The organism is Parahoeflea alexandrii (genome assembly GCF_024105735.1).
GTDB classification, from domain to species: domain Bacteria; phylum Pseudomonadota; class Alphaproteobacteria; order Rhizobiales; family Rhizobiaceae; genus Hoeflea; species Hoeflea alexandrii.
Genome location: NZ_JAAAML010000001.1, coordinates 67,733 through 91,959, shown reverse-complemented (window position 1 = coordinate 91,959; position 24,227 = coordinate 67,733). Strand labels below are relative to the sequence as shown.

Sequence of the window (24,227 nt, the reverse complement as noted above, 5' to 3'; positions counted from 1 at the left end):
ATGGCCGATTTTCATCAGAATGGCAGCGTGGCCACGCTCCACAACCTGAGCCGCATGCCACTCGAGATGATGGAAGCACAGCTACGCCAGTTTGCAGCGACGCGGAAGATCACGCTGATCCTGCCGTCACTGTTCTCCGAGCTCGGCCGGGATGCACTGTCCAAGATCATCGATGAGCTCAGTGGCGCCAGCTACATCAACCACGTCATCATCGGGCTCGATCAGGCGGATGCCGAACAGTACCGCTTTGCCCGGCAGTATTTTTCGCGACTGCCGCAGAAACACGACATCCTGTGGAACGACGGACCACGCCTGAACGCCATCCACACCAAGCTCGAAAACGCCGGCCTGGCGCCCAGCGAACCCGGCAAGGGCCGCAATGTCTGGTATTGCATCGGCTATGCGCTGGCCTCGCAGAACGCCGACGTGGTGGCACTGCACGATTGCGACATAACAACCTATTCACGCGAAATGCTGGCGCGGCTGGTCTATCCGGTCACCAATCCGGCGTTCCCCTATCAGTTCTGCAAGGGTTATTATCCGCGCATCGCCAACGGCAAGCTGAACGGGCGGGTTTCCCGGCTTCTGGTTTCGCCGCTGCTTCTGTCGATCCAGAAGGTCTGCGGCCACCTCGATTACATCGAATATCTCAAGGGCTTTCGCTACCCGCTCGCCGGCGAATTCGCCATGCGAGTGAGCATGCTGCCCGACATGCGCATTCCGTCTGACTGGGGTCTGGAGATCGGCGTTCTGTCGGAAGTTTGGCGCAACCTGTCCAACCGTTCGGTCTGTCAGGTCGATATCTCCGATGCCTATGACCACAAGCACCAGGACCTTTCCAAGGCCGATGCCACTCAGGGACTTTCGCGGATGTCAGTGGATATCTCCAAGGCGCTGTTCCGCAAGCTCGCCACCGATGGCGTGGTCTTCAATCAGGAGACCTTCCGCACCATCAAGGCCACATATTACCGGACCGCCCTCGACCTGATCGAGATGTATCACAATGATGCGCTGATGAACGGGCTGCACACGGACCGGCACCAGGAGGAGGAAGCCGTGGAGCTGTTTGCGGCCAACATTGTCGCCGCCGGCCAGATCTTTCTTGAGAACCCGATGGAGACGCCGTTCATACCGAACTGGAGCCGGATTCAGTCCGCCGACCCGGATCTGTTGCGGAACATGTATGAGGCCGTTGCCGCCGACAGCGCCGAAACCTAGCGGGCCCCACCCGGCCGCACCGTCAATGAAAAACGCAATTCGGGCGCGGACGGAAAGCTCCATCCGCGCCCGAACAATGTCACGCTGAAATCAGGCAGCGAGGTCGAAACGGTCGGCGTTCATGACCTTGGTCCAGGCCGCCACGAAGTCACTGACGAACTTCTGCTTGGCGTCGTCCTGGGCATAGACCTCCGCATAGGCACGCAGGATCGAGTTGGAGCCGAACACGAGGTCGACCCTGGTCGCCGTCCACTTGACCGAACCGGTCTTGCGGTCGCGGATCTCGTATATGCCACCGTCGACAGGATTCCAGGTATAGCCCATATCTGTCAGGTTGACGAAGAAGTCGGTCGTCAGCGCGCCTTCGCGGTCTGTAAAGACGCCATGCTTGGTGCCGGCGTGATTAGCGCCGAGCGCGCGCATGCCGCCGATCAGAACCGTCATTTCGGGAGCCGTCAGGCCCATCAGCTGGGTGCGGTCGAGCATCATCTCTTCCGGGCTGACGACATAGTCCTCCTTCTGCCAGTTGCGATAGCCGTCAGCGAGCGGTTCAAGCACGTCGAAGGATGCCGCATCAGTCATCTCGTCGGTGGCATCGCCACGGCCCGGCGTGAAGGGAACGGAGACATCATGGCCGGCGGCCTTCGCCGCCTTCTCGACACCCACATTGCCTGCAAGCACGATCACGTCGGCGACGCTGGCGCCGTATTCGGCTGCGATGGGTTCGAGCACACCGAGAACCTTGGCGAGCCGGGCTGGCTCATTGCCTTCCCAGTCCTTCTGCGGCGCGAGACGGATGCGTGCGCCGTTGGCGCCGCCGCGCATGTCGGAGCCGCGATAGGTGCGGGCGCTGTCCCAGGCGGTCGAAACCAGCTCGGCAACGCTGAGGCCGGACGCCGCGATCTTCGACTTGATGGCACCGACATCATAGTTGTTTGGGCCGGCCGGAACCGGATCCATCCAGATCAGCTCTTCTTCCGGAACGTCCGGGCCGACGTAGCGGACCTTGGGACCCATGTCGCGGTGGGTCAGCTTGAACCAGGCGCGGGCGAAAGTGTCCCTGAAATAGTCGGGCTCAGCCATGAACTTCTGGCAGATCGCGTTGTAGGTCGGGTCCATCTTCATGGCCATGTCGGCGTCAGTCATGATCGGCATGCGACGGATCGACGGATCGGTCGCATCCACAGGCATGTGCTCTTCCTTGATGCCGATGGGCTGCCACTGGTTGGCACCGGCCGGGCTCTTGGTGAGTTCCCACTCGTAGCCGAACAGCAGCTCGAAATAGCCCATGTCGAATACGGTCGGGTTTGTGGTCCATGCCCCCTCGAGGCCCGAGGTGATGGCGTTGGATGCCTTGCCGCCCAGGTTCGGGTTGATCCAGCCGAATCCCATGTTTTCGACTTCCGCAGCCTCGGGTTCAACGCCAAGAGCACCGGCATCGCCGTTGCCGTGGGTCTTGCCGACTGTGTGACCACCGGCGGTCAGGGCGGCGGTTTCCTCGTCATCCATGGCCATGCGGGCGAAGGTCTCGCGCACCTGCCCGGCGGTCTTCAGCGGATCGGACTGACCGTTCACGCCTTCCGGGTTGACGTAGATCAGGCCCATCTGCACGGCAGCGAGCGGGTTTTCCATCGTGTCCGGCTTGCCGACATCCTCGTAGCGGTTGTCGGACGGCGCCAGCCATTCCTTCTCGGCGCCCCAGTAGGTGTCGATTTCCGGATGCCAGATGTCCTCGCGCCCGAAGCCGAAACCGAAGGTCTTCAGGCCCATGTTTTCATAGGCGATCGTGCCGGCGAGCAGGATAAGATCAGCCCAGGAGACGGCATTGCCGTATTTTTTCTTGAGCGGCCAGAGCAGGCGGCGCGCCTTGTCGAGGTTGCCATTGTCCGGCCAGGAGTTGAGCGGCGCGAAACGGATATTGCCGCCGCCGCCGCCGCCACGCCCGTCCGCCAGACGGTAGGATCCTGCCGAATGCCAGGCCAGGCGAATCATCAGGCCGCCATAGTGTCCATAGTCCGCAGGCCACCAGTCCTGACTGTCGGTCAGCAGCGAATGCATGTCCTTCTTCAGAGCTTCAATATCGAGCTTCTTCAGTTCATCGCGATAGTCAAAGTGCTTGCCAAGCGGGTTTGTCTTGGTGTCATGCTGGTGAAGAATTTCGAGATTGAGTGATTTTGGCCACCAGCTGACGACACCGCTACCCGAAAGAGTGTTGCCGCCATGCATGACGGGACATTTACTCACTTTGTCTATGGCGTTCATTATATGTCTCCGATCCTACCTGTGTTGACTGCTTCATCTTTTGATGAAGGCCTTGAAATGTCTGGGTTTGACAACTCTCGCCCAAGGCCCGATCCGTCTGGATTGCTGCCTGACGAAACAACGCTTGGCTTGGGCGTTATTGGTTGCCGAGACAAGAAGCAGTGTGAATCCTACCCTCTCCTCATCTCCTCACATTGACATATAGCAAACATACGCCATTGGATTAAGTTGTTTTAATTCATCACTCTGATAATTTGAAACTATGAGAAACCTGACCCTCAAGCAGTTGCGGTATTTCGAGGCGCTGGCGCTCCACGGCCATTTCGGACGCGCGGCGCAGGCTTGCGCGATTTCCCAGCCGGCCTTGTCCGTGCAGATCAGGGAACTGGAGGAATCTCTGGGAACCGAATTGTTCGAGCGCGGCGCTCGCCAGGTCAGACTGACGAATTTCGGAGAGGAGTTTGCCGACCGCGTCCGCGGCATCCTCCGATCGGTCGACGAACTGGGGGAACTGGCAAGGGCGTCACGTGATCATTTGGTCGGGCGTCTTCGCATTGGCGTGATACCAACCATTGCGCCCTACCTGCTGCCGGAGATCATCACCGACCTGACGGCATCCAACAGCAGCATCGATATCCAGATCCGTGAATCGCTGACCCCGATCCTTGTCCGCGAACTTGCTGACGGCCGGCTCGACGCAGCCATCGTCGCCTTGCCGGTCTCCGAACCGTCACTGACGGAGGTTGCGCTGTTTGAAGAGAATTTCGTGCTGGTGCGGCCTGTTGCCGACCAGGACAAACCGGTTCCCGGGCACGAGGACATGCGCGAGATGAAACTTCTGCTGCTCGAGGAAGGCCACTGCTTTCGCGACCAGGCGCTTTCTTTCTGCAACATTCAATCGTCCCGGCCTCGCGAAATGCTTGATGCCAGTTCGCTTGCCACGCTGGTCCAGATGGTTGGCGCCGGCCTTGGCGTGACGCTCATTCCGGAAATGGCCATCGCGGTGGAAACCCGCTCCGCACCGGTCTCGATCGCTCATTTCAGAAACCCGCAACCCTCGCGAACCATCGGCATGATCTGGCGCAAGACCAGCCCGCTGGCCAAACAACTCGGACAGATCTCCGAAGTCGTCCGCAAAACCACGAGCGCCCGAACCTAAGCCCGAAGAGCGAAAGCTTCAGCAAGCATGTCGATCGCTGCGGCCTGTGGCGAAGACCCTTGTGCTATCTCTGATGCGCCAGGATGACTTGCAGGAACGCATCCCCGTACCGCTCGAGCTTCGATTGTCCAACGCCGGAAATACCGAGCATGGCTTCCCGGTCGAGAGGCCGGCTGGTGGCAAATCCCACCAGGGTCGTATCGGGGAAGACCACATAGGGAGGCACCCCCAGTTCCTTGGCAATCGTCATGCGGGCGGCGCGCAGTGCCTCGAACAGTTCAATATCCGCTTCGTCCTCAAGCGCCGATTTCGCCGCCATTGAGCGTGACGAACTGCCTCGCGGCGCTTTTCCCTTGGTCGGCCGGTCCTTGCGGAAGCGGACCTCTCGCTCGCGCTTGAACACCGCACGCGCCTCCGGTTCGAGTTTCAGCGCACCGAAGGCCTCGTGGTCGACACTGACCAGGCCGGCGGCAAGAAGCTGCCGGTAGACCGATTGCCAGGTCTTGGCGGCAATATCCTTTCCGGCCCCGAAGACGGGCATGTCGACATGGCCGAAACGGCTGGTTTTCTCGTTCTCGTTGCCCATCAGCACGTCGATCAGGTGCCCGGTGCCAAAACGCTCGCCGGTCCTGTAGACTGCCGCCAGTGCCTTGATCGCCGCATCGGTGCCGTCCCAGGTCTCGACCGGCTTGAGACAAGTGTCGCAGCTTCCGCAATTGCCCGGATGTGTTTCGCCGAAATGGGCAAGGATGGCCTGCCGCCGGCAGCCTGCGGTTTCGCAGATGGCCAGCAGCGCATTGAGCTTGGCCCGTTCAACCCGCTTTATGTCGTCGCCCGATGCGCCGCCATCGATCATCCGTCCTCGCTGGATGACATCGGCCATGCCGTAGGCCATCCAGACATCCGACGGCAGACCGTCGCGCCCGGCCCGACCGGTCTCCTGGTAGTAAGCCTCAACCGATCCCGGCAGGTCAAGATGGGCGACATAGCGCACATTGGGTTTGTCGATCCCCATTCCGAAGGCGACGGTGGCGACCAGACAAAGATCTTCTTCCTTGAGGAAGGCATCCTGGTTGGCGTCGCGAACCTCGCGCGCCATGCCCGCGTGGTAGGCGAGCGCGCGGATACCCTGCTTGTTGAGCCATTCCGCCGTGTCCTCGACTTTCGCACGCGAAAGGCAATAGACGATGCCGCTCGAACCCTTGTGCCGTGACAGGAAACGCAAAAGCTGCTGGCGCGGCTGGTCGCGCTCGACAATCTCGTAAGCAATGTTGGGCCGGTCGAACGATGTCGTGAAGACTTCCGCCGAGCCAAGCGCCAATTTGTTGATGATGTCATCACGGGTATGCGGGTCTGCCGTCGCCGTCAGCGCCATGCGTGGCACACCCGGATAAGCTTCCCCAAGATGCCCGAGCTCACGGTATTCCGGCCTGAAATCATGCCCCCACTGCGAAACACAATGCGCTTCATCTATGGCGAACAAGGCAATCTTCGCATTGCCGATCATCTCCCTGAAACCCGGCGTGACGATCCGCTCCGGCGTGACATAGAGAAGATCGAGCTCGCCCCGGTCAATCGCCGCGCGGACATCCAGGAACTCCTCTCGCGTCAGCGAGGAATTGAGCGCGGCCGCACGCACGCCCAGCTGCCTCAGCGCCTCCACCTGGTCGCGCATCAGCGCAATCAACGGCGAAACGACAATTCCCACCCCATCCCGGCACATCGCCGGGATCTGGAAGCACAGCGACTTTCCGGCGCCGGTTGGAAACAGCACCACCGCATCGCCACCCGAGACCACCTGCTCGACGACCTCGGACTGCCGTCCGCGGAACGCGTTGTATCCGTAAACCCGGTTCAGTACTGCAAGCGGCTCTTCGAGCCTGTCATCGGTATAAGGGGGATCGGCGCGGTCGTGGGATTGCTGCATGGAATCGCTTTCTCGGGAAGACCCCGACTATGGCACAGATCGCCCTGCCGCCGCGAGCACTTCCCCGTTCTGCCCACAATTCCAAGCATGAAAACGCCGCGCATCCCAATCGATACGCGGCGTGCTTTACGATTTGATCCCCGAGTACCTGGCTCAGACCGCGGCGATGCAGATGATCTCGACCTTGTAGTCCGGTGTCGCGAGCTTCGCTTCCCCGGTTGCACGTGCCGGTGCGTTGCCCGGAGAAACCCATGCATCCCAGACAGCGTTCATTTCCGCAAAGTCATCCATCGAGGCCAGCCAGATCGTGGTCTGCAGGATCTTGCTCTTGTCCGAACCCACCGATTCCAGCAGCCGGTCGATACTGGCAAGAATGTCCTTGGTCTGGTCGGCAACACTGGCCCCGGCGGTGCCGACCTGACCGGCCAGGTAAGCCACGCCGCCATGGACGACAGCCTGGCTCATGCGCGGGCCGGTTTCGAAACGTTTGATATCGCTCATTTTTCTATCCCTTTTGAAGATTGAGTGCCGCCCGCGCGGGGCTAAGTGCATCGAGTACGGACGGCCCCAGCGGCGACAGCCTGCCAAGGCACAGATCCGCAGCCAGTTGCGACAGCGCCGGCGCCGTCTGCATACCATAGCCGCCCTGACCCGCAAGCCAGAAGAACCCCTCAGCATCTGCTGCAAAGCCGACCACCGGCGTCCTGTCCGGCGCGAATGTGCGCATTCCGGCCCAGCTGTGTTCAACTCTGGTGATCGGCGTGGTCACAGCCTGCCCGTAACGATCAAGCCCCTCGGCAATCACCATGTCTTCCGCCCAGACATCATGTGGCTCGACCGGATCCTCGTCCGCAGGCGAGATCATCAGCTTGCCCGCTTCGGGCTTGGCGTACCACTGATCACCTGCATTGGCGAACAGCGGCCATCGGGTGATGTCATGGCCATCCGGCGCAGGAATCAGCACCGCTGAACGGCGCAGCGGTGCCAGACCCAGGGTACGCACACCGGCCATGGCGGCAACCGCATCGGCCCAGCCACCCGCGGCATTGATCACGATCGGCGCACTAAAGTTCCCAGCTGGTGTTACAACCGTCCAGCCACTTTCCTGACGGGAAATCGACTGCACGGACGCACCCGTGACGATCCGGCCCCCATGCGCACGGAGTCTGCGGGCAAATCCCTGCAGCATCCGATCGACGTCAATGTCCTGGGCGTCCCATTCAATCGCCGCTGCAGCGATTGCGTCTTCCCGCAGGATCGGCACCAGTTCGAGCGCCTGGGCCGGTGAGAGCCGTTCAAGCCCATCGCTGCCATCAAGATAGTCATCAAATTTGGAAAGATCCGCTTCGGTCGCCAACAGCAATTCACCGCGGGGAGACAGCAGGCTTGTGTCACATACACCTTGGGGATCTGCCAGGAACGGCGACGATGCGGCGTTGAGCGCCCGCAACGTGGCATTGCCGTAATTGCGAATGAAGATCGCAGCCGAGCGTCCGGAGGAATGGTGCCCGATCATCGGCTCGGTTTCGAGCACGGTGACGCTGGCATCGGGCGCCAGCCGTGCAGCCGCGCTGATGCCGGCAATACCGCCGCCAATCACCAGAATGTCGGAACCTGCGCTCATCCTGCTTCATACCCTTTGAGAAAGCTGGTCAGATTGTCGCCCAGATCGGAAGACAGATAACCGCCTTCCTGCACGATCACCGTTGGCAGGTCCATCCCTGCAATCGCCCCGGCGATCTTTGCAAAGCCCGGAGTGGTCACCTTGAAGCCGTGGAACGGATCGTTTTCGTGTGCATCAAGACCAAGCGCCACGACCAGCACGTCTGCCCCGAACGAGCGTATCCGTGACAGCGCCGGGTAGAGCGTTGCGAGATAGTCGGCATCGCCGGTGCCGCGTGGCAGCGGCAGATTGAGATTGTACCCCATTCCCTCTCCCTCGCCGCGCTCCTGCGCATGCCCCCAGAAGAACGGGTAGAACCGTGCCGGATCGGCATGGATCGAGACGGTCAGCACATCGCGGCGATGATAGAAGATGCCCTGCGTCCCATTGCCGTGATGCACATCGACATCAAGGATCGCCGGACGACGCCCGGCGCGCAAAAGGGCCTGCGCCGCAATCGCCGAATTGTTGAGAAAACAGAACCCGCCGGCGAGATCTCCGTACGCATGGTGACCGGGAGGACGGCACAGCGCATAGGCCGCGCTCTCTCCAGCCAATACGATATCAGTCGCAGTCAGCGCCGACTGCGCCGACCAGTAGGCAGACTGCCAGGTGCCTGCCGCAATCGGGCAGGATGTGTCGGCCTGGTGAAAGCCGGACTGTCCGGTGGCGGACTTGGGATAGCTAACAGTCCGGCGATCGGGATGGATGTTGGGGATCACCTCGTCGGAAGCGCCCTCGGTCCGGATCCAGCGGGCGTGAATGGTCTCGAGAAAGGTCAGGTATTCAGGCGAATGGATTTCAGCGACCGGGCCGAGACCATGATCTGTTGGCGCAATGAGGTCACAGCCTGCAGCACGAGCGCCACGGCTCAACTCCTCGATACGCTGCGGCTGTTCCGGATTGGCCGAAAGCCTGCCATTGGCCATGAAGTGTTTCGGATCATGCGCCCGTTGACGCTCGTCAAATACCGCCTTCATGCCTGCTCTCCCAGGGATTCGAGTGCTTCGCCGGACAGCGTCAGATACTGCGTGTCGGAAACGGGGACGAAGCCGATGCGTTCATAGAAGGCCAAAGCCTTCGGATTGTCGTGATAGACATTCAGCCGCATCAATTGCGCATCCCACATCCTGATGCCTTCGGCGCGGACCGCTGCCAGCAATCGCTGCCCGAGCCTTTTGCCGCGGGTTTGTGCGTCCACCCAGAGATCCGAAACGTAAACGCCGACGCCTCCATAGACGGTGGAGAAAAACGGTGAATAGGCCACAGCCCCGACAACGGTACCGTCCTGAGCCACGGCCAGCAGCGCGTGGAAGACGGGCGCAGGCCCAAAGCAAAAACGTGCGATGTCGCCATCACCGGCCCGGTGCTGGTCACCCATGTCGGCAGACAATTGGCCAAGCGCGCGGTTCAGGTCCACCGCATCCGAAGCAATCGCCCGCCTGATGATGATGTCATCCATGCTCAAAACCCAACCTTGTCCCGGCCTTTCAACTCGAGCATGGCACGGGCTTCATCGGGCGTTGCCACTTCCCTGCCGATGCCTTCAACGATTTCACGCACCATCTCCACCTGCTCGGCATTGGACTGGGCCAGCCTGCCTCGTGCGATATAGAGATTGTCTTCCAATCCGACACGGACGTGACCACCCATCGACGCTCCGAGCCTGGCCATCGCCATCTGCTGGCGGCCGGCCGCAAGAACCGAGAACATGTAGCTGTCACCGAACAGATTGTCCGCGGTCTGCTTGAGATGGGCCAGGTGCTCCGGTTCGGCGCTGACGCCGCCGAGCACGCCCATGACGAACTGGATGAAGATAGGCGCCTTGATCATGCCGCGCTCGACGAAATGGTGCAGCATCTGCAGATGGCCCAGATCGTAGCACTCGAACTCGAACCGGGCGCCGCGATCCTGCCCCAGAAGCCGCAGCACGCTTGCGATATCCCTCGGTGTGTTCTTGAAGACCAGGTCGTCGGAGTCCCGCAGGAACGGCTCCTCCCAGTCATGCAGCCATTCGGTGCGCTTGCCGAGCATCGGATAGAGCGCGAAGTTCATCGTCCCCATATTGAGAGAACACATCTCGGGCTCCGCCGCCAATGGCCCGGCAAGGCGTTGCTCAAGCGTCATCACCGCACTGCCGCCAGTCGTCAGGTTCACCACCGCATCGGTCCCAGTCTTGATGGTTGGCAAAAACCCCATGTAGTGTTCGACGCTAGCCGACGGGCGGCCATTGCTGGGATCGCGCGCATGCAGGTGCAGTATCGCCGCCCCAGCTTTTGCCGCGCCGATCGCCTGTTCGGCGATCGCCTCTGCTGTCACTGGCAGATAGGGTGACATCGAGGGTGTATGAATCGAGCCGGTGACGGCGCAGGATATGATGATCTTCGACATGCTGTCTCCCGTCAGGCCATCTCGGCGGCAAGCCCCGCTTTGGCGGAAAACTTGTCGAGTGCAGAAGTCAGCATGTCGATGATCTCGTCGACCTGGTCCACCGAGGTGATCATCGGCGGACAGACCAGAAAATGATCGCCATCGACGCCACCGCGCGTCCGCCGTGAATAGATGATCAGCCCTTCGGCATAGGCCAGTTCAACAAGCTCGGAATAGGCATTGAGCGCTTTTGGCAGGGGCTGCATGGTCTGGCGGTCGGACACCAGCTCGAAGGCCAGCAGCAGCCCTTCGCCGCGCACATCCCCGATGAAGGAGTAACGCTGCATCAGGTTTTGCAGCCGCGACTTGAGCACCGCACCCACCCGTGCTGCATTGCCCATGAGATCGTCGGTTTCAATTTCCTCGAGCACCGCCAGTCCGGCAGCACAGGCGAGCGGGTTTCCGGCATAGGTATGACCGTGCAGGAACCCGCCGGCATCGAGCACCGGGTTGATCAGCCGGTCGCTGGCAATCATGGCGCCAAGCGGCGCATAGCCGGCACCGAACCCCTTGGAAATAGCGATGATGTCCGGAGCAACCCCGAAATGCTCGCCACCCATGAACTTGCCGGTCCGGCCGCCGCCGGACATGACTTCATCATGGATCAGCAAGATGCCGTACCGGTCGCATATCTCGCGCACCGCCTGCATGTACCCGGCCGGCGGCACCAGCGCACCGGTCGAGGCACCTCCGATCGGCTCCTGGATAAAGGCGAGGACGGTCTCGGGACCCTCTTCAAGGATGCAGGCCTCCAGCATGGCCGCATAATGCTGGCCGGTCGCCGGATCATCCATCGCAATCCCGTCAAGATAGGCGCGCGGAGCCGGGATCTTCGGCATTGCCTGCATCATCGGCGCGAATGGGTCCGACAGCGGCGCATATCCTGTCAGCGCCAGCGCGCCCAGCGTCGAGCCATGATAGCTGGGAAACCGCGAGATCACTTTCCAGCGCGATCCCTGGCCCACCGTCACGGCATATTGCCTTGCCAGCTTGATGGCGCTCTCAACGGCTTCCGATCCACCGGAGACGAAGAAGACCTTTTCCATGCCCTCAGGCGACAGCGAAGCGACCTTGGCCGCAAGCCGCTCGCTTGGTTCGGTCTCGAAATGCAGCCGGTAACCGAAGGTCGACTTCTCCATCTGCCGCCGCATCGCGTCGATGACACGCGGATTGGAATGACCGATATTGCTGACCATGGCGCCGGACGAGCCGTCGAGATAGCGTTTGCCGTCGACATCCCACATGTAAATGCCACGCGCTTCGGCCAGCACCGGCCGTCGGGAACGGCTCTGGTAAAACAGGTTGCTTTCTGATTTCACGGATTGGTCTCCACCGGCAAGGCAGCACAGTCTTTCGCACGAAACCGCAAGGCCACCTTCGCGCCGGCCGCGAACGGGTGATCTTCGATCATGTTGATCGCCTGCATCTGATGATCGCCGACCCGCAGAAAGTAGCGCGCCGACTGGCCCTGATAATCGACATTCTCGACAATTGCGTCAACGTTCAGCATGCCCTCGGCTGTCGAGCCGGCAGGGTGCAGATGCAGTTTCTCGGCACGGATGACGAGCCGGACCGGGCCCGTTCCGGCAACCCCAGGGGCGCGTTCCCCGGGGATCACAATGCGGGGGAAGCTCGGAAGATCCAACTCGATCTCCCCGCCTTCAACTGCCGTACACTTGGCTGAAAGCAGGTTGGACGCTCCGAGAAACTGGGCCACAAACTCTGTTGCCGGGGTATTGTAGACCTCTTCGGGCGCCCCGATCTGCTCGACCCGTCCCTCCGACATGACAATTATCTGGTCCGACATCGCCAGCGCCTCTGTCTGATCGTGGGTCACGAAGACCGTGGTCACCCCGATGCTTTGCTGGATCCGCTTGAGTTCGACGCGCATGTCCTCGCGAAGATTGGCGTCCAGTGCCGAGAGCGGCTCGTCCAGCAGCAGCACGTCCGGCTCGATGACGATCGCGCGTGCCAGTGCAATGCGCTGCTGCTGACCGCCGGAGAGTTCCTTTGGATAGCGCGCGCCGAGATCGGGCAGTTGGACCAGTTCCAGGGCTTCCGCCACCTTCCGCCTGGCTTCCTCCTTGCCGACATTGCGGTAGTTGAGGCCGAAGGCCACGTTGTCGGCAACGGTCTTGTGTGGAAACAGCGCATAGTTCTGAAACACCAGACCGAGATTGCGCTTGTGGATCGGCACGTCATTGACTCGCTTGCCCTTGATCGCGATTTCGCCTTCGCTCGGGTCTAGTAGGCCGGCGATCATTCGCAAGGTTGTTGTCTTGCCGCAGCCCGAGGGACCAAGCAGCGTGACGAAGCTGCCCTCTTCGATGTCGAGTGACATCTGGTGGACGGCTGTATAGTCGCCAAAGCGCTTGACGATATTGCTCAGGGATACGGCGCTCACGACATCATGCCTCCGGGTTTGCAGGGGGGACCGGCCCCGCCACGACGGCGGGACCGGTTGCTGGCTTAGTATCCGCGCTGGACGCGGCCGAATTCCTTCGACCACTCTGCCTCGTTGCCGTTCCAGTAAGCCGGATTGGCGAAGGTGAGGCCCGACAGGGTGCCGGTCGGATCGAAGGCGGGTAGTGTCGGAATCTTGTCGCCGAGGTCGACCTTGGTCGGGTCGAGCGCGGGCGGATAATTCTGACCTTCGGCCACCGCGATCGAGGTCTCCTTGTCGAGCATGAAGTTGAGCAGTTCTTCGCAAGCCGACATCGGGCTGCCGCGGAGAACGAACAGGCACTCCTGCCAGCCAAAGCCGTTCGGCGGATCGTAGTAACCGATATCGTGGCCCTGCTCCTGCAGCGCGAAGATCCGGCCTGACCAGCCCTCGGTAACGTGGATTTCTTCCTCGGCAAGCAGGCTCATCAGTTCGGCCCCGGAGGCCCAGTATTTGAGCGCCAGATCGCGGTGCTTGCGCACGGCTTCCCAGGCAGCTTCCGTGTCCTGAATGTTGTTCGGATCCTGTCCGGTCTGCAATGCTGCGTACCACATCCGGGTGCGCCAATCGCCCCAGCCGCCGATCTTGCCCTTGTACTTCTCGTCGATGAGAATCTTGGCGCCCTTCTCCTTCATTTCCTCGTCGAAGATGAACTTGCGGTTATATGCGAGGCCGGTTGTGCCATAATCGTATGGCGCCGCACTCAGGCTGTCGGGCGTGATCGACTTGAAGGCATCCATCAGTGCCGGCATGACATTTGCCATGTTCGGAATATTGGCAACATTGAGTTCGCTGGTCAGATCGAAACTCGCGTAGCGGGCATAATCGAACACACCGGAAAGGTGGGCGATGTTGTATTCGCCGGGCTGGCTGGCGCGCACGAGTGCGAGATACTCGTCGCCGCCGGGGAAGGTGCCGTCAACCACGGTGATGCCGGTCTTCTCGGTGTAGGGATCGAAAGCAAATTTGCGGAACGCTTCCGAGACAACGCCGCCCCAGCCGTCAAAGCGGACCTGGGACACGTCGCTCTGCGCGAACGCCTGCCTGGCAAACGGCATCTGCAGACCGTAGGCAGCGCCCGCGGCGCCGAGGAGGCCAAAGAAATTGCGGCGGCTGATATCACCGTTCTGGAACCGCTCGCGCAGTCGTTCATAGCGTTTTGTATCGTCCATCTTGTTCTCCATCTCTGGTTCAGGTTTTCTTGGCGGTTTACCCACCGCTTCTTGTTGCAAGTGTCCGGGCGATCGCCGCGCCGATCAGCGGCAGCCCGACCGTCAGCACGATCATGACCGTGCCAAGAGCGTTGATCTCCGGAGAGATCGAATTGCGCAGCATCGAAAAGATCTGCGTCGGAACGGTTTCAATCCCGCCCGGCTTCCAGAACAACGTTCCGGTAATGTCGTCGAAGCTGATGGTGAAGGCGAAAAGGCCGCCTGCGGCCACCGCAGGCATCAGCAGAGGAAGCGTGATCGCGAAGAAGGTTTGCCGCGGCGAAGCTCCGAGGCTCAGCGCCGCCTCTTCCACATCGCGCTTGATGCTGACCAGACGGGCCTGGACCACCAGAATGACGAAAGGCAGCGTGAAGATCACGTGCCCCAGAAGCAGAAGCGTGAAGCTCTTGCCGATGTCGAGAAAATTCAGGAACAAAAGCAGGGCCACCGCAAGTACCACCTCTGGTACAAGGATCGGCGCGATCAGCATTGTGGTGATCAGGTTGCGGCCCGGGACCTTGTAGCGGACCAGCGCCAGGCTGGCGAGCACACCGAGGACGGTGGAAATCACCGCGGTCATCAGGCCAAGCACGATCGAGGTCCGGAAGGCCCGCATGATGGCGTCATTTTCCCACAACACCTCGAACCAGTGGGTCGACAGCCCCGTCATCGGGAAGCTGCCGAACTGGTTGGCGTTGAATGACAACAGCACCACCACCGCAATCGGCAGGAACATGAACATATAGACCAGGATTGTGTAGATGCGGATCAGACGCCAACCCATCAGCCCAGCCCCTTCGCCAGTTGTGCCATGCCGAGATAGCGGTTGTAGATCAGCACCAGAACGCCAAGGACAACCAGAAGCATCAGCGACAGGGCCGATCCGAGAGGCCAGTTGAGCTGCCTGATAATCGCCTCGTAGACGAGATTGGCAAACATCGCATCGCGCGGCCCGCCGAGAATGACCGGCGTGATGTACGTGCCGGCGGCAAGCACGAAGCAGAGCAGTCCGCCCGCCGCCAGTCCAGGCAGCGACAGCGGCAGCGTCACTTGCAGGAAACCCTGCCAGCGCGTCGCCCCGAGCGAATTGGCGGCGTCCTCAAGATTGGTGTCGATACCCTCGAGACTGACAAAGATGTTGAGAACCATGAACGGCAGCAGAAAATGCACAAGACCGAGGATCACGGTGGTCTCGTTGTACAGCATCTGGATCGGCTCATCGATGACCCCGATCCAGATCATCGCCGAATTGAGCGCTCCTGAAACGCCAAGAATATTGATCCAGCTCATCGTGCGGATGATGTAGCTGATCCAGAATGGCAGCATCAGGAGCACCAGCAGCACCAGCCGGTTGCCCTTCGAACGGGCGATGAAGTAGGCGGCCGGGTAGCCGAGCAAAGCGCAGGCCACCGTGGTCACTGCGGCGATCTTCAAGGTGTTGAGCAGGATGTCCCGGTAAAACGGGTCGGTCAGCGCTTCCTGCCAGTTGTCAAGGAAAAAACCCGGTGTGTCGGCACCGGCGGCGCTCTTGAGCCAGAACGAATAGACGATGATGAACATGAGCGGAACGATCAGCAGCAGGACGATTGCTGTCAGTGCAGGCGTCAGCAGAATCCATGGCTGCCGCGCTTCACGTTGTTCGATGCTCATGTTCCCAACGCTCCCCGGCGTTTTTCGTTGGAACCATGATGTTCGCTTCAACTACATTGATCAAATAGATAATTGATATTGCCTGCATAGATGATATCAATAATGAAATGAGCAGCCTCACACCGCCCGAACGTCTCGCCCGTGAACTCGACTGGAATCTGCTTCGCACATTCCTGGTGCTGGCCGATTCCCGCTCGGTCACCGAAGCCGCAGAACGCCTCAGCCTGAAGCAGCCCACAGTCTCAAGTGCCCTCAAGCGGCTGGAAGAACGGCTTGGCAAGCGATTGATCAACCGCAAGCCGGGCCGGTTCGAACTCACGGCCGCCGGGCAATTGCTCTATGATGAGGCGATCGACATTCAGGGTGCCATCCTCCGTCTGGGCACGGTCATCCGGGATGTAGAGGATGAAGTCAGCGGCCATGTCCGCATTGTCATGGCTAGTCATGTGGTCAGCCCGTTGCTCGACGCCGCTCTGAACAGGTTTCACACCGACCACCCCCGCGCGACGCTGTCCATTGAAGCCATGGCAAGCCGCAGCGCGCTCAGTGCCGTTGCCGCCCGCCGCGCTTCCTTTGCCATCTGCCTTGTGATGGAGCGCAGCCCGCAACTCGAATACCGGCGCCTGTTCAGGGAGTATTTCGGGCTCTTTTGCGGCCCCGCCCATCCGCTTTACGGGCGCGAGGCCGTGACGATGGCCGATCTCGCCGGTCACTCCTCGGTCAGTTTCGTCACCGACCAGATGGGCGACGCGCTGCGTCCGGTAGCCGAGATGCGGGCCGAGGCACAGCTTGATGCGCGCATCGTTGGCACCTCGCCCAATCTCGAGGAGGTACGCCGCATGATCATCGCCGGGCTCGGCATTGGCCCACTGCCGCTGCATGTGGTGCGCGAGGATGTCGAGCGGGGCAGGCTTTGGCGTTTGCCGCCCTACGAGTCTCCGCCCGCCATCGATGTGCATGTGGTCTGGAACCCCCATGCAAAGCCAAACCGCGCAGAGGCCGCCATGCTGGCCGGACTGATCGACCTGATTGCGCGGACACCTATGGAACAACGCATCTACGACTGAGCGATCAAGCCCGCGGCCCGTCCATAAAGGATGAAGGTCACCAGTGCGAGCAAGAGGGGGCTGTCAAACTGTCAAACTGCCAAACTGCCAAACTGCCAAACTGCCAAACTGCTTTCGGCAGTTCACCTCGACCTGTTGAAGTGCGGCAAGGCATTGACGCTGGACAAGGTCATCGAAAATAAATATGAGTGAATTTGTCATATATTAACAACCAGCCTCCCCTGCCATTTCAGCTGCAGGTGGAACCGCAGCGAGTGTCCGGGTATTTTCATGCGTAACCTCCAAAGCCAGATGTCCTTGTCCAGCGGCTCGACAGCGTCGCCGCCACGGGCCGCCCTCGCCCCGGCGTCACAGACCAGCCCCTTGGCCGCCATCATACCGTCCAGCACCCTGTTTCAGGACCGGCGCGAGATCACTATCTCTCACGAAGGGGCAATGTATCGTTTGCGGATTACCCGCCAGGGCAAGCTGATTCTCAACAAATGAGCGCGAAACACCCGGCGGCCGACCTGCAACCGACATTGCGGGATTATGAAAGCCGGGCACGGGCACTATTGAGCGCCGACCGGTCGGCCTATTTCTTCGGCGGCGCTGCTGACCAGCAAACACTTGCAGCCAACCAGAAGGCTTTCTCCGAGCTGGAGTTGCTTCCGCGCGTGCTGCGTGATCTGCGGGGCGGATCGACAAGACTGACCCTGCTCGGAGAATCGCTGTCTCACCCGATCCTCGTGGCTCCGGTCGCCTACCAGAAACTGGTTCATCCCGACGGTGAAGCCGCCATGGCCATGGGCGCAGCGGCACAGGACGCAGCCATGGTGCTGAGCAGCCAGAGCAGTATCGATGCGGCAGTGGTGCGGGCCGCCAGCCCAGGCTGCAACTGGTTCCAGCTCTACTGGGGCCCGTCCCGCGATGCCAACCGGGCATTGGTCCAGCGCGTCGCCGATCTGGGTTTTGCCGCGATCGTTCTGACCGTCGATGCGCCGGTCCAAGGCGCGCGGGACAACGAGGCCCGAACCGGTTTCCAGCTGCCGCCGGACATTGCGGCCGTCAATCTGGCAGACATGCCGGCTGCCCAGTTCGCCCCGTTGGCACCATCGGAATCGATCCTCTTCGACCGTGTTGCCCACATCACGCCCCGCTGGTCCGAGGTTGAATGGCTGTGCCGAAAATCCCCCCTGCCGGTGATCGTGAAAGGCGTCGTTCACCCGGCGGATGCAAGGCAGGCAATCGACGCAGGCGCCGGCGCCATCATCGTTTCCAATCACGGTGGCCGGACACTCGACACCATGCCGGCCACTATCCGGTTGCTGCCGGCGGTCGCAAAAGCGGTCGACGGCGCGGTTCCGGTACTTATGGATGGCGGCATCAGGCGTGGCACCGATGTTCTCAAGGCGCTGGCGCTTGGCGCTACGGCGGCACTTGCCGGACGGCTGCCAGTCGCCGGCTTGACAGTCGCCGGAGCCGCAGGAGTCAGCCATGTGCTGCGCCTGCTCCGCGATGAGCTTGAAATCGCGATGATGCTGACCGGCTGCGCGTCTCTCGACCAGATCACGCCGGACATTATCTACCGGAACGAATAGCGTATCGGCGCCAACAGCGTGAAACGCTCGCCCTCAAGGTATCTTGGCGGGGTCGGCAGCTTGCCGATCTCGTCGAACACCGCAAGGGCCGCTTCATCTAGAACCCACGAACCTGACGAGGTTTCTATCTCCGAAGACAGGATCGCACCGTATTGGTCGAGCGTGAAGCGCACCCGAACCTCCCCTTCGATCCGTTCCTTGCGCGCCTGCGGCGGATATTTCCGGACCTTGGAGATCCTGAGCACGATATCGCGCTGCCACTCGCGCACCGCTTCCTTTTCTTCCGCTGTCAGCCCCTCACCGGTTGCCTTGCTGGTGTCCGCGGTCTCCTCGGTGGCAACGGCCGCAACCGATGCATCGGCCGCGTCGCTCTCCTGCGCACCGGTGGTGCTGGCCTGGTCGACATCTTCCGGCCTGTATTCCGTGGCGATTTCGTGCGCCAGATCTTCCGTCTCCTCGACCGGATCCGGGCTGGCGACCCCGAACTTCAGGCTTTCGTCCTCGACCTCGTAGGGAATCTGGCTCAGGATTGGTTCATCCGCGGCTTTCGCCGGATCGACCACTTCGGGGCTTTCGGCAATGGTCGGGGCCTCAGCCGATTCCGCCGCTTCGGCGCTGTCTTCAGCCATGTCCGCCGGCGCGGCGATCAGGTCCGACAGATCGAACATGATGGCACCGGTGATACCGGCATCAACCTGCTGTTCAGCCACCTCGACAGGCGGATCCTGCAATGCCAGATAAGACAGGCCACCGTGAAGACCGGCACTCACGACCGCGGCACAAGCCCAGAACCAGACGCCCGATGCACCCCGCTGATAGACCAGGCTCATGGCTTCAGCCCTGCTCCCGTTCCGCTGCCGCCGGCCGGGCTCTGCTGGTCCGGCCCGACCGCACTTTCATCCAGTCCCACCAGTCCGATCTTCAAGAACCCGTCGGCCCTGAGAATGTTCATCACGCGGATGAACTCGCCATAGGGCACAGATTTGTCAGCCCGGATGTAAAGCCTGGTGTCACGCTTCTGCAGAGTGGCAATGCCGACATCGATGTAAAGCCGCTCGAATGTGGTTTCGGTTTCGCCGACCGACAGCGAAAGATCCTCTGCAATCGTGATGAACACCGGCTTCAGCGGGCGCTGCGGAGGCTCCGCCACGGCAACGGGAAGCTCGACGGGAATGTCCACCGTCGAAAGCGGCGCCGCGACCATGAAGATGATCAGCAGCACGAGCATCACGTCGATAAACGGCGTGATGTTGATGTCGTGGTTTTCCGAAAGTTCGTCGTCGTCGCTGATCTTGCCCGCCATGGCGCCTACTCCGCAGCCTCGGCAAGATCTGACGTCGGGACCACGGCGGGGGTCGCCGCCACACCCCTGGTGGCTTGCTCGGCAAGATCGAGATCGCGCGACAGCGTCCGCTCGACCAGCGCCGCCGCATCGGCGAGCATCACCTTGTAGCCGCCCAGGCCGCGCGCAATCAGGTTGTAGAAGATCACCGCGGGGATCGCCGCCACCAGACCGATCGCCGTGGCGAGCAAGGCTTCCGCGATCCCGGGAGCCACTACGGCAAGGTTGGTGGTGTTGCTCTCGGAGATTGAAATGAAGCTGTTCATGATGCCCCACACAGTCCCGAACAATCCGACGAAAGGCGCTGTCGAGCCAATATTGGCGAGGATGCCGGTGCCCGACATCATGCTTCTGGCAGCACCAGCCTCTATCCGCGTCAGTTCCGAGGCCACGCGCTCCTTGATGCCGGTTTTGTCGAGGCTTGCGGAGACACTGCGGTCGCGCTCACGCACGGCCGCGTCCACCATCCGTCCGACGACACCCTTGCTGTGTTTGAAGATCGACGTGGAACCGGCCAGCGTCGCGTGGGCATCCATGCGCCGAAAGCCGTGCTTCAACCTGGATCGCTGCCACAACAGGTCAGCGGTCTTGGCGAAGAAGATCAACCAGGTCAGCACCGAGGCAAAGGCCAGCGAGATCATCACCGCCTTGACCACCCAGTCGGCCGCCATGAACATCCCCATGGCGCTCAGCTCGTCTTCTCCCGCCTCATGAAGCCAGGCGTTCAGCCCTGCAGCAACGCCTTCGAGCCAGCCTCCGGGCGCCGCGGACTGAACCGCGTCCTGAGCAAGGGCACTGCCCGCCAGCACCATGAGAATACCCGGAATGCCTATTTGGATCAGCTTCGTCTTCATGATCAAGTCTCTGCCCAGGTACGGATGAGGTTGTGATAGATCCCGGTCAGCCGAACCACTTCGCTGTCCCCCGTACCCAGGCGCACGGCGAGCGATTGTATGGTCTGGTCGAGATCGAACAGCATGGTGCGGTGCGCATCCGACCGGATCATGCTTTGCAGCCAGAAGAAGGACGCAACACGCGCTCCGCGGGTCACCGGCACCACCTGGTGAAGGCTGGTCGAGGGATAGAGCACCATGTGCCCGGCTTCGAGCTTGACCTCCTGGGCGCCGTAATGATCTTCAACGATGAGTTCGCCGCCGTCATACTCATCCGGTTCGCTGAGGAACACCGTCATCGAAAGATCGGTTCTCAGACGTTCCTGCGTCAGGTGATTGAGCCGGATGGCATTGTCGACATGCACACCGAAAGTTTCGTCGGTCTCGTAGCGGTTGAACATCGGCGGCAGGATTCTGAGCGGCAGCGCCGCGGACAGAAAGACCGGATTGGCGGACAGTTTCTGCAGCAGGTACTGCCCGAGCTTGAGCGCAGCATCGCTTCCGACCGGCATCTGCTGGTTTCGCTTGACGCTTTCCGATTGCACTCCGGCGGTCTTGGAACCGGCTTCCCATTCGGACTTGTCGAGCACCTCCCGGAAATGACGCACTTCATCCTTGCTCAGGAGATCGGGAATTGTGATCAGCATCTGGCTATCCCATCATGAGCGTTCCGGACGATGACCGCCCGGAACGCTGGTTTTTCAGCAAGCCCTAGAACTTGGCTTTCAGGTTGAACGAGAACTCGCGGCCAGGCGCCACATAGGTGAAGGGCGAACCGGAACGGTAACCGGAGTCATAGTAGGTGGTGTCCGCCACATTGGTGACGTTTAACTGCAGCTCGGCGTTTTCAGAGAACTTGTAGGTCGCCAGCAGATCAAGCGTGGTATAGTCCGGCAGCGTGTTGCCGTTGGCCGCCACGCTGCCGAGCTTGCGCCCGCCGGCATAGGTCACGCGCGCGCCCAGGGTCAGCTTCTCATTGTACGCATAGGTACCCAGAAGGCTGAACTGATGATGCGCGATATTGGCAATATCCTTGCCAATATCCGCAGTCGTCTTGCTTTCCAGGATCTTGCTGTCCATCAGGACGGCCCCACCGAACAGGCTGATCCGGTCGGTCAGGTTGCCCGACACGCCAAGCTCCACGCCGGTCATGCTGTATTTGAGGGTATCCAGGTACTGGGTCGGCGCAGGTCCGCCACGACCGTCAGGATCATAATCCTCGCGTGCGCTGGATTTCACCGTCTGGAACACCGCGGCCGTCAGCAGCAGATCGTCATTGTACTCGTACTTGACGCCTGCCTCGTAGGACATGTTGCGTTCCGGAGCCAGCAACACGCCGCCATCATCAAGACCGCCGTAGAAACTGCCGCCGGCAGCAATTTCCTGTCCGGACGGGTTCGATGAACTCGCAATCGCCGCGTAAAAGCTCGTGTGCTCCCACGGCTTGTAGGTCACGCCGGCATTCCAGTTGAACAAGGTGTCCTTGCGCTCAAGGTCGGTGGTGCCGGAACTGCGTTTGTTGTCGTAAAAATCGACGCGAACGCCGCCATTGACCAGCCAGTGGTCGTTGAGCTCGACGGTGTCGAGGGCATAGAGTGAGGTCGAGCGCACCCGTGTCGTGGTGGCGGCGGTTCCACGAACCGGCGCTTCGCCCGACCAGCAGCCCTGGGCGATCGGATCAGGATTGACCGCGCTGACCGTGCAGCCGCGCTGCCCTGCCGGAGGCCGGTAATCTTCGCTCTGCAGGTTCTGGTAGGAGTAGGTGTTCACCTTCTCGTCGCTGTAGCTCAGACCCGCCACGTAGGTGTGCGAGAGCCCGCCCAGCGAGGTTTCGCCGGTCAGTTCCAGAACATCGGAGAATACATCGGTCTCCTGGTAGCGGCTCTTGAAGCTCAGAGACACCTGCCAGTCGTTGATGTCGGTCGAGTTGTTGGTGATCAGGCTGCTCGGAGCTGTCAGTACATAATCATTGATCGAGCGGGAGTAGCGCGCGGTGTTGGTCAGTTTCGCGCTGTCGGAGAATTCGAGGATCGTCCTGATGGTTCCGACAGTCTGGGTCACGTCCTGGTAGTCGCGGCCGACCACGCCGTAGAAGGTCGAACGGTCAACGCCGTACTCGGTCACCGGCCCGCCATTGTTTGACAGGTAGGGAACACCCCAGTCCGGCGTCTGCTTGATCACCGTGTGCGCAATGTCCGCCTCGATCGTGAACAGATCGATCGGCTTGATGGTCACGGCAGCGGCGAGGCCGCGGCGGTCATCATTGACATTGTCACGCCCGGCGACCTTGCCATCCTGCACCAGCCCGTTGAGGCGAAGCTGAACCTGTTCGTTGAAGGCATGGTTGTAATCGACCGTTGCGCGCTTCGTCTTCGCACTGGTCACGGTTGTGGAAGCCTCGAAGAACGACACGTCCTTGGCCTTCTTGCTGACGATGTCGAGAGCGCCGCCGGTGGTGCCGCGTCCGCCAATCGTCCCTGCCGGCCCCTTGATCACCTCGATCTGTTCAGTGTTGAAGGTTTCATGGACGCTGATCCCGGAATCGCGCACCCCGTCGACATAAAGGTCGTTGTTGGCCTTGAAGCCACGAATATAGATGTTGTCGCCGTAGGAGTTGCCGCCCTCGCCGAAACCCAGCGAGATGCCCGGGGTGGTGCGTGCGATCTCACGGACCGAGGTCATGCCTGTGGCCTCCAGCACTTCCTTGCCGATCGCGGTGACGGTGCGCGGCGTGTCGGCGATGGCCCCTGGCAGACGGGAATTGGCAAGCCGGTCGCTCTTGAAAGGGGCATCCGGATCGGCATAGGGGTTGCCGCGTGCGATTTCCTTGGCCTTTGCCGCCGCTTCGGCAGCAGCCCTGGCTTCGGCTTCCGCGCGCTGGTTGGCTTCCTCGAGCGCCGCTGCGCGAGCGGCCGCGGCTTCAGCCTGGCGCTGGGCCCTTGCGGCCGCAGCCCGTTGCGCTGCGCGCTGGCTTGCGGCCGCCGATTGCTGGTCTGCAGCCGCTGCCGCAGCAGCGGGGTCCTGTTGCTGCGTCGTTTCCACTTCGACCGTCGGAAGAACGATCGCATCACCGTCCTGAGCGAGTCCCGGATGTGTTCCCACGGCCACGAAGCAGGCTGCTGCCACCGTGGCGCTGAGCATGTCGGAGATCTGCGAGTGTGAAGTTTTGCGATTCCCGGAAACCGGCACGCCCCTGAGCGAGACTGTCATGTCCCATCCCCCTAAAAAATGTACAAAGATCGGTGAGCCTCCCGCACGGAAATGCCGCAAGGAGTAACGAGTTGGCTGGCTCACGATCCGCGAAAGGGGATGGTTGGCGGGCTACAATGAGCGACTCAATAGTTGACCAAATCAGTCAAGTAAAGACGCGAAAAGCCGCTAA

Annotated in this window: 22 protein-coding genes; 5 read left to right on the top strand and 17 right to left on the bottom strand. The window is 61.1% G+C overall.

The window, feature by feature from the left end; translation table 11 throughout:
* Entirely contained in the window at window positions 1–1,218 is a 1,218-nt protein-coding gene (locus tag GTW23_RS00405) for a glycosyltransferase family protein (RefSeq protein WP_252914196.1), read from the top strand.
* A 90-nt stretch (window positions 1,219–1,308) separates the two neighbouring features.
* Here GTW23_RS00405 and katG read toward each other — a convergent pair whose 3' ends face one another.
* On the bottom strand, window positions 1,309–3,480 hold the full coding sequence (gene katG, locus GTW23_RS00400) for a catalase/peroxidase HPI (RefSeq protein WP_252914195.1): 2,172 nt from the start codon (window positions 3,478–3,480) through the stop codon (window positions 1,309–1,311).
* Between the two features lie 262 nt (window positions 3,481–3,742).
* On the opposite strand from katG, the gene GTW23_RS00395 reads away from it, so the two are divergent.
* Window positions 3,743–4,639 carry a hydrogen peroxide-inducible genes activator gene (locus GTW23_RS00395; protein WP_252914194.1) on the top strand — a complete coding sequence of 299 codons (897 nt, stop codon included), beginning with the start codon at window positions 3,743–3,745 and terminating at the stop codon, window positions 4,637–4,639.
* Between the two features lie 64 nt (window positions 4,640–4,703).
* Here GTW23_RS00395 and recQ read toward each other — a convergent pair whose 3' ends face one another.
* The 11 genes from recQ to GTW23_RS00340 form a co-directional block, all read right to left on the bottom strand.
* Window positions 4,704–6,566 (bottom strand): DNA helicase RecQ, encoded by a 1,863-nt coding sequence (gene recQ / locus GTW23_RS00390; protein ID WP_252914193.1) that lies wholly within the window; start codon window positions 6,564–6,566, stop codon window positions 4,704–4,706.
* Between the two features lie 153 nt (window positions 6,567–6,719).
* The gene (locus GTW23_RS00385; protein ID WP_152010478.1) at window positions 6,720–7,067 is read right to left on the bottom strand and encodes a RidA family protein; all 348 of its coding nucleotides are present in this window, start codon (window positions 7,065–7,067) and stop codon (window positions 6,720–6,722) included.
* A 4-nt stretch (window positions 7,068–7,071) separates the two neighbouring features.
* Window positions 7,072–8,190, bottom strand: coding sequence for an NAD(P)/FAD-dependent oxidoreductase (locus GTW23_RS00380; protein WP_252914192.1), 1,119 nt, complete (start codon window positions 8,188–8,190; stop codon window positions 7,072–7,074).
* The gene (locus GTW23_RS00375) at window positions 8,187–9,209 is read right to left on the bottom strand and encodes a histone deacetylase family protein (protein ID WP_252914191.1); all 1,023 of its coding nucleotides are present in this window, start codon (window positions 9,207–9,209) and stop codon (window positions 8,187–8,189) included. Before GTW23_RS00375 ends, GTW23_RS00380 begins: the two co-directional genes overlap by 4 nt.
* Entirely contained in the window at window positions 9,206–9,691 is a 486-nt protein-coding gene (locus tag GTW23_RS00370; protein ID WP_152010481.1) for a GNAT family N-acetyltransferase, read from the bottom strand. The genes GTW23_RS00375 and GTW23_RS00370 overlap by 4 nt, the downstream gene beginning before the upstream one ends.
* 2 nt (window positions 9,692–9,693) lie before the next feature.
* The gene (gene kce / locus GTW23_RS00365) at window positions 9,694–10,620 is read right to left on the bottom strand and encodes a 3,5-dioxohexanoate:acetyl-CoA acetone transferase (RefSeq protein ID WP_252914190.1); all 927 of its coding nucleotides are present in this window, start codon (window positions 10,618–10,620) and stop codon (window positions 9,694–9,696) included.
* 11 nt (window positions 10,621–10,631) lie between these two features.
* Complete coding sequence (locus GTW23_RS00360) at window positions 10,632–11,978, bottom strand: aminotransferase family protein (RefSeq protein WP_252914189.1); 1,347 nt, start codon at window positions 11,976–11,978, stop codon at window positions 10,632–10,634.
* Complete coding sequence (locus GTW23_RS00355; RefSeq protein ID WP_252914188.1) at window positions 11,975–13,063, bottom strand: ABC transporter ATP-binding protein; 1,089 nt, start codon at window positions 13,061–13,063, stop codon at window positions 11,975–11,977. The genes GTW23_RS00360 and GTW23_RS00355 overlap by 4 nt, the downstream gene beginning before the upstream one ends.
* Before the next feature lie 65 nt (window positions 13,064–13,128).
* Window positions 13,129–14,274 carry an extracellular solute-binding protein gene (locus GTW23_RS00350; protein WP_252914187.1) on the bottom strand — a complete coding sequence of 382 codons (1,146 nt, stop codon included), beginning with the start codon at window positions 14,272–14,274 and terminating at the stop codon, window positions 13,129–13,131.
* A gap of 37 nt (window positions 14,275–14,311) precedes the next feature.
* Complete coding sequence (locus GTW23_RS00345) at window positions 14,312–15,097, bottom strand: ABC transporter permease (RefSeq protein WP_252914186.1); 786 nt, start codon at window positions 15,095–15,097, stop codon at window positions 14,312–14,314.
* Window positions 15,097–15,963: an ABC transporter permease gene (locus GTW23_RS00340; protein WP_252914185.1), complete on the bottom strand. Its 867-nt coding sequence runs from the start codon at window positions 15,961–15,963 to the stop codon at window positions 15,097–15,099. Before GTW23_RS00340 ends, GTW23_RS00345 begins: the two co-directional genes overlap by 1 nt.
* Window positions 15,964–16,070: 107 nt before the next feature.
* On the opposite strand from GTW23_RS00340, the gene GTW23_RS00335 reads away from it, so the two are divergent.
* The 3 genes from GTW23_RS00335 to GTW23_RS00325 all read left to right on the top strand — a co-directional run bounded on the left by GTW23_RS00335 (window position 16,071) and on the right by GTW23_RS00325 (window position 18,610).
* Window positions 16,071–17,030 (top strand): LysR family transcriptional regulator, encoded by a 960-nt coding sequence (locus GTW23_RS00335; protein WP_152010487.1) that lies wholly within the window; start codon window positions 16,071–16,073, stop codon window positions 17,028–17,030.
* 270 nt (window positions 17,031–17,300) lie between these two features.
* Window positions 17,301–17,516, top strand: a complete 216-nt coding sequence (gene hemP / locus GTW23_RS00330) for a hemin uptake protein HemP (RefSeq protein WP_425602787.1) — start codon at window positions 17,301–17,303, stop codon at window positions 17,514–17,516.
* The gene (locus GTW23_RS00325) at window positions 17,513–18,610 is read left to right on the top strand and encodes an alpha-hydroxy acid oxidase (protein WP_252914184.1); all 1,098 of its coding nucleotides are present in this window, start codon (window positions 17,513–17,515) and stop codon (window positions 18,608–18,610) included. Before hemP ends, GTW23_RS00325 begins: the two co-directional genes overlap by 4 nt.
* Here GTW23_RS00325 and GTW23_RS00320 read toward each other — a convergent pair.
* The 5 genes from GTW23_RS00320 to GTW23_RS00300 all read right to left on the bottom strand — a co-directional run bounded on the left by GTW23_RS00320 (window position 18,595) and on the right by GTW23_RS00300 (window position 24,055).
* Complete coding sequence (locus tag GTW23_RS00320; protein WP_252914183.1) at window positions 18,595–19,440, bottom strand: energy transducer TonB; 846 nt, start codon at window positions 19,438–19,440, stop codon at window positions 18,595–18,597. The genes GTW23_RS00325 and GTW23_RS00320 overlap by 16 nt on opposite strands.
* Window positions 19,437–19,913: a TonB system transport protein ExbD gene (gene exbD / locus GTW23_RS00315; protein ID WP_252914182.1), complete on the bottom strand. Its 477-nt coding sequence runs from the start codon at window positions 19,911–19,913 to the stop codon at window positions 19,437–19,439. The genes GTW23_RS00320 and exbD overlap by 4 nt, the downstream gene beginning before the upstream one ends.
* A 5-nt stretch (window positions 19,914–19,918) precedes the next feature.
* On the bottom strand, window positions 19,919–20,764 hold the full coding sequence (exbB, locus tag GTW23_RS00310) for a tonB-system energizer ExbB (protein WP_382265836.1): 846 nt from the start codon (window positions 20,762–20,764) through the stop codon (window positions 19,919–19,921).
* Between the two features lie 44 nt (window positions 20,765–20,808).
* Window positions 20,809–21,492 (bottom strand): Fe2+-dependent dioxygenase, encoded by a 684-nt coding sequence (locus tag GTW23_RS00305; RefSeq protein WP_152010492.1) that lies wholly within the window; start codon window positions 21,490–21,492, stop codon window positions 20,809–20,811.
* Window positions 21,493–21,556: 64 nt separating this feature from the next.
* The gene (locus GTW23_RS00300) at window positions 21,557–24,055 is read right to left on the bottom strand and encodes a TonB-dependent receptor (protein WP_252914180.1); all 2,499 of its coding nucleotides are present in this window, start codon (window positions 24,053–24,055) and stop codon (window positions 21,557–21,559) included.
* Window positions 24,056–24,227: the final 172 nt, after the last annotated feature.